Annotated in this window: 5 protein-coding genes and 1 rRNA gene; all 6 read left to right on the forward strand. The window is 47.3% G+C overall.

Features of this window, described 5'->3' with window-relative positions; translation table 11 throughout:
- Positions 1–10 precede the first annotated feature (10 nt).
- On the forward strand, positions 11–364 hold the full coding sequence (locus H8S75_RS22345; RefSeq protein ID WP_187023436.1) for a YbaB/EbfC family nucleoid-associated protein: 354 nt from the start codon (positions 11–13) through the stop codon (positions 362–364).
- Positions 365–366: 2 nt separating this feature from the next.
- Positions 367–963, forward strand: coding sequence for a recombination mediator RecR (gene recR / locus H8S75_RS22350; RefSeq protein WP_002605640.1), 597 nt, complete (start codon positions 367–369; stop codon positions 961–963).
- A 30-nt stretch (positions 964–993) separates the two neighbouring features.
- The gene (locus H8S75_RS22355) at positions 994–4,101 is read left to right on the forward strand and encodes a hypothetical protein (RefSeq protein WP_187023437.1); all 3,108 of its coding nucleotides are present in this window, start codon (positions 994–996) and stop codon (positions 4,099–4,101) included.
- A gap of 91 nt (positions 4,102–4,192) precedes the next feature.
- The gene (locus H8S75_RS22360; protein ID WP_187023447.1) at positions 4,193–5,029 is read left to right on the forward strand and encodes a Cof-type HAD-IIB family hydrolase; all 837 of its coding nucleotides are present in this window, start codon (positions 4,193–4,195) and stop codon (positions 5,027–5,029) included.
- An 11-nt stretch (positions 5,030–5,040) separates the two neighbouring features.
- Entirely contained in the window at positions 5,041–5,769 is a 729-nt protein-coding gene (locus H8S75_RS22365; protein ID WP_187023438.1) for a CvpA family protein, read from the forward strand.
- Between the two features lie 520 nt (positions 5,770–6,289).
- A 16S ribosomal RNA gene (locus H8S75_RS22370) occupies positions 6,290–6,408 on the forward strand; the annotation flags it as partial.

The following is a 6,408-nucleotide window of genomic DNA, read 5'->3' on the forward strand; positions in this document are numbered from 1 at the left end:
GACATACACCATGGCAAAGCGTGGCGGTTTTTCAGGCGGAATGCCTGGCAATATGAATAATTTAATGAAGCAGGCTCAGAAAATGCAGCGTCAGATGGAAGAGGCGACGAAGGAGCTGGAGACAAAAGAGTATACGGCGACAGCAGGCGGCGGAGCAGTATCCGTTACCGTATCTGGAAAGAAGGAAGTGACTGCGGTGAAGCTTACTGAAGAAGTGGTGGATCCGGATGATATTGAGATGCTGGAAGATCTGATTGTGGCTGCGACCAACGAGGCGTTCCGCCAGATGGAGGAAGAGAGCAGTGCGGCCATGTCCAAGCTGACCGGCGGCCTCGGCGGTATGGGCGGAGGCTTTCCTTTCTAATCATGGATTATTACAGCAGTCAGATAACGAAATTAATAGAAGAGCTTTCCAAGCTTCCCGGAATAGGAAGCAAATCCGCACAGCGTCTGGCATTTCACATTATCAATATGCCGGAGGAATCAGTAACGAGCCTCGCCTCATCCATTACTGAGGCGAAGCATAATGTCCATTACTGCAAGGAGTGTTTCACTCTAACAGACCAGGAGCTGTGCCCGATCTGCAAAAGTGACAAACGCAACCATAAAGTCATCATGGTTGTTGAGGATACAAGGGATTTGGCGGCTTACGAAAAAACGGGGAAGTATGACGGTGTTTACCATGTGCTTCATGGAGCGATCTCTCCCATGCTGGGAATCGGCCCGAATGATATCAAACTGAAGGAGCTGATGCAGCGGCTTCAGGGTGATGTGGAAGAAGTTATCATCGCTACCAATTCCAGTCTCGAAGGGGAAACTACGGCGATGTATTTAAGCAAGCTGATAAAGCCTACAGGCGTACGGGTAACCCGTATTGCCAGCGGCGTGCCCGTCGGCGGAGATCTGGAATACATAGATGAAGTGACATTGTTACGGGCCCTGGAAGGCCGGGTCGAACTGTAACTCATTAACCTTGTTAGGAGATGCAAAAGAATGGATAAGTACGAGTTTAATATTAAAGTTGAACAGATAAAGAAGCTTGTCGGCAAGAGTGATTATGAGACGGCCATGAAGATTGCCGATACCATTGACTGGAGACGTGTGCGGAATACGAACCTGCTGTCTATGGTAGCCATGGTTTACGAAAAAAATGAGGACTATGAAGAGGCCAGAGAGATTCTTCTTCTGGCGTTTGAACGTGCCCCCATTGGGAAACGTCTGCTCTATAAGCTGGCAGAACTCGCATTAAAAGAGGGCAATATTGATGAGGCTGAGGCATATTACAGGGAATTCAGCGATCTGGCCGGAGATGACCCGAGACAGCAGCTTCTACGTTATTTAATTTTGAAAGCAAAAGGTGCGCCTGCCCAGCAGTTAATCCATTCTCTTGAATCTTATACAAGTCAGGAAATTGATGAGAAATGGCTGTATGAGCTGGCTGAGCTTTACAGCATAGCAGGTATGGCTGACAGATGCGTGGAGACATGCGATAAGATCATGCTGATGTTTGGTCTTGGAAAGTATGTAGAAAAGGCCATGGAATTGAAGCTTCAGTATGCGCCGCTTACGAGCTATCAGATGGATCTGGTGGAAAACCGTGATAAATATGAGGCAAAGCTTCGTGCTGTAGAACAGGAATACGGACTCGGCGGAGGCCAGATGAATGTTCCGGAGCAGGATGAAGAATACTATGATGATGGAAATCCGGGGATGGATATGCCGGAGGAACCCTATTATGGAGATTTACAGGCCAGGATGCAGGAGGCCGAGGTTCAGGAAGGGCTGGCCCGGGAGATGTCCCGCATGTCTTACGAGGAACCGCCGGCAAAGCAGCGCCCCAGGAGACATGACAACACACGGGTGCTTGATGATATCAGGCGGATTAACCGCCCGGTTATGAGGAACTCTGAATATGATGGCGCTTCCATAGCGGCCGGAGAGACCGCGGCAGCAGGAACCGCATATGCAGGAGGTGCATTTGCCGGGGCAGCAGACGGAATGGCTGGTGCTGCATACGGTGCAGCGGATGCCGTAGTCCATATGGCTGGGAATGCAGAGCGCCTTGCCTCTGCGATGCCAAGACCGCGCGGAATGATGCGTATGCCGGAGATGGCTGATGAAGTCCCTGCAGAGCCAGTGATAGAGGAAGACTATACCTATGGAAATTCTGGATATGGAGAATCTTCCTATGGGGAATCTTCTTATGGTGATGCCTCCTATGAAGACGGCTCCTATGACGACACTTCTTATGGCGGACAGGCTTATGGCGGAGATACCTATGGAAAGCCAGGATATGGGGAGAATTCCTATGGCGAGCCGGCATACGGAGAGAATGCGTATGGAGAGGCAGCTTATGGAGAAAACGCATATCGAGAGCCAGGCTATGGGGAACATGCATATGGAGACACCTCCCATGTCCAGAGTACCTATGGAGAGAGCGCTTATGTTGAAAACACATACGGAGATTCTGTCTATGGTGAAAACAACCATGAAGGCGCAGCTTTTGGAGATAACTCCTATGGGGAAGCAGCTTATGGAGAAAATGCTTCTGAAGAATCAGCCTACGGCGGGAACTTGGCTGATGACGTAGCTTACGGATCGTCTGACTATGACGATCCGGCATATGGCAAGACTGCCTATGGCGACACTGCTTATGGTGACGCTGCATACGGCGACGAGGTTACTGGTGAATCAGTTTCCGGTGAATCGGTTTCCAGTGAATCAATTTCCGGTGAGACTGCATACAGCGATTCCGCAGTCGATGAATCAACTGGTGATGATCCGGTCTATGGAGAGACTGCCTATGATGAACCAGAAGGCGATAATTCCGCTTACGTTCAGGGGGATTCTGAATACAGCACACAGGAAGACCATACCGCAAATGTCACTGTTTTGAACAAACGGCGTACAGAAGAAGATGTTCTTGAGATAGAAGACCTTGAAGATGAAGAGGAAGAACCTCCTGTATTAAATCATTTAATGATTGAAGCCAGGACTCCCGAAAAAGGACTTAAAATTGCTGTAGAGGCATTAAAACAAATTCATAATGAATCCGGCATAAAAAATCCGGTCGCCAAGATTACAGGAGAGAAGCTTTCCAAAAGAGGTGTGCTCGCATCCGCATCTAAACTGGCCGGAAAAGATCTTGTTATAGAAGAGGCAGGAGATTTGACTCCGGAAGCCTTAGAAGAATTATATGAACTGATGAATCATGATAACAGCGGCATGATCGTTGTTTTGATCGATAATCCCAAACAGATGGAGAATCTTCACAGAAACCATCCGCGTCTTGCCAGCAAGTTTGAATGCATAGGAAGCGGAGAAGGCTATGAACCTGGCGAGGAGTATACTCAAACCATATCTCCGGCGCAGGAGCCGCGTCCGGCGGCAAGAAATGAAGAGCCTGTTAAGAGGGCTGCTGCTCCCAAAGCTGCAGTGAGACCTCTCTATCCGGAACGAAATGATGCTCCGGTCAGACGCCAGCCGGCTCCACCAGTCCAGGAGGTTATTCCTGAACCGCGCCGTCAGCCTGTTTACGCCGATGAACCTTATGAAGAGAATTCTTACGATCAGGATATCAGAGATGCACAGTCATATGAGACGGATTCTTATGAAGAGGAAGCTTACGATGATTTCCCGGATGAGGAAGCGGCGTCGAAAAAGAAAAAAGGTCTGTTCCGCAACCGTAAAAAGCCGGTTTACGAGGAGATGGAACCGGAGGAGTCCTATGATGAAAATGACGATTACTATGTGGAAGAAGACGAAGACGGCGAGGAAGCCATGTCTTACCGCAATGATGATGGTCCAGGAAGTCACGGGGAAGAGATGGATATTGACGAGTTCGCTCAGTACGCCTGCCGTTATGCCAATGAAATTGACTGCAGCATAACCGGCAAGAGCATGCTGGCCCTGTATGAGCGAATCGAGATCATGGAAGAGGACGGAGTGGCGCTGACAAGAGAGAATGCGGAAGGCCTGATTGAAGAAGCGGCAGACCGTGCAGAAAAGCCGTCCTTCGGAAAGCGCGTCAAGGGAATATTCTCATCCAAATACGATAAGGACGGCCTTCTAATCCTGAAAGAAGAGCATTTTATTTACTAATCAAAACGGCGGTAACTCTGCTGTAAACCTTTGATTCTGCAAAGGAGCCGAAATGGCGGACGGCGGTATCAAATAACTAATTGGAGCATGAATTGTGGATATCAGATTAATTGCACTTGATTTGGACGGAACGCTTCTGGACAGCCAGAAGCGTCTGTCTTCCCGTAACAGACAGGCGCTGACGGAATGCCTGGAACGAGGCATTCACATTGTTCCGACGACCGGAAGAACCGTGTCTGGGATTCCTTCAGTCGTCCGGGAACTGCCGGGAGTACGCTATGCCATTACAACGAATGGCGCCGTGGTAGAGGATATGAAAGAAGATTTAACTCTGTCGGAGTGTACCATTCCATGGGAGCTGGCACTGAAGATATTAAAAATTATTGATCAGTATCACGTAATGTACGATCCTTACATTGAGCGTCGCGGCATTACCGAACCGCGTTTCTACGAACATTTAACGGAATACGGTCTGAGGCCGGAGCTTCAGGAAGTGGTCCGGATGACCAGAGATGTTTATCCGAATATTATTGAGTTTCTTGAAAACTGCCGGAAGCCAGTGGAGAAAATCAATTTGTTTTTTCCTGAGATAGAAGAACGAACAAAGGTAAGAAAGGTGCTGGAAGAGATTGATGGAATTCTCATCACCTCCTCTATGCCCACGAATCTTGAAATCAACGCGCCAGGAGCGACAAAAGGTGGTGGTATCCGCCGGCTGTCGGAGCATCTGGGGCTTAAGAGAGAGCAAACGATGGCTATGGGAGACGGGGAAAATGATTTCTCCATGATCTTAGAGGCCGGAATCGGCGTAGCCATGAAAAATGGCCGACCGGATCTCTGCAAGGCAGCTGACTATATTACGGACACAAACGACGAAGATGGAGTGGCATCGGCCATATACCGATTCGTCCTGGAGGCAGAATTATAACGAGGAATTTTATGGAAAATTGGTTATCGATTGCGGCCGGGGTCTACCTGCTGTCCATGGTTTTATACGGACATTACAGGGGATTTATCCGGCTTGCGGTATCTATGGTGGCATTAGTGGCGGCTCTGGCAATTGTGCACGTATCCATGCCGAAAGTAACAGAATATTTAAAAGAAAATACATCGATACAGCAAACACTGTCCAACAGTATGAAGCAGGCTGCAGGCATTGGTCTGCCGGAAGAAACTGGCGATGAGGAAGAGAAAGGTGAAGATGTGCCATCCGTACAGCGGACGATTATCGAGAACCTTAATCTGCCTCAGAATGTCAAATCGGCGCTGATAGAAAATAATAATCACGAAGTCTATGAGCTTTTGGGAGTCAATGCCTTTGCTGATTATATAGGAAACTATCTGGCGGACATGATTTTAAATTCCGTGGGCTTCGTCCTGATGTTTGCGACCGTATATCTTCTGATTAAGCTGGTGGTACGCTGGCTGGATTTGATTGCCCGCCTTCCAATCCTTTCTGGAATGAATAAAATTGCGGGTGCGCTCCTCGGAGGTGTTCAGGGTCTGATTTTTCTCTGGATTCTCTGTCTGGTCCTAACGGCGTGCTCCGGTACTTCATGGGGAATGACACTGATTCGTCAGGTGGAAGCCAGTAAATGGCTGTCCTTTCTATATGAACATAATTTCCTGAATGCAATTGTTTTGAGCGTCATCCATGGTATGCTGTAGGTCTGCAATTGTTGATATCATATATTCAATTAAAACAAATCGCTGGTCAGAATGAAAAAATGTCTGTCCGGCGATTTTTGTTATAACCACAAAATATAGGAAAAATCAAGAAATAAAAGCATATTTAGTGTTGTAAAAAATTGTTTGAGAAAATGGAACAAATTCCCTTGACTTTATTTGGCGAACATGATATATTATAACTCCAGCACGGACACAGTCCGGTGCAGGGCTCAGCTGAAAAGCTGAAAAGAAAATTTAAAAAAGTTGTTGACAAAACAGAAACGATATGGTAATATAAACGAGTTGCTGTTGAGAACATAACGACACAAAGCACTTTGAAAACAGAAGATTGAACAGTATGTAAAACCCTGAAAATTCTAATAAAATAAGCCATTGTTTGATGGCTTTGAATGAGAAAATTCAGAACGAATACAATTATTGTATACGAACCAAACAACAAGTAAAACGGGAAATAAATTAGCTAGTTAGTTGATTTTGACCCCGGATCAAACGAATCATTTAACATGAGAGTTCGATCCTGGCTCAGGATGAACGCTGGCGGCGTGCTTAACACATGCAAGTCGAGCGAAGCGGTTTCAATGAAGTTTTCGGATGGATTTGAAATTGACTTAGCGGCGG

The organism is Hungatella hominis (assembly GCF_014288005.1).
GTDB classification, from domain to species: Bacteria; Bacillota; Clostridia; order Lachnospirales; family Lachnospiraceae; genus Hungatella; species Hungatella effluvii.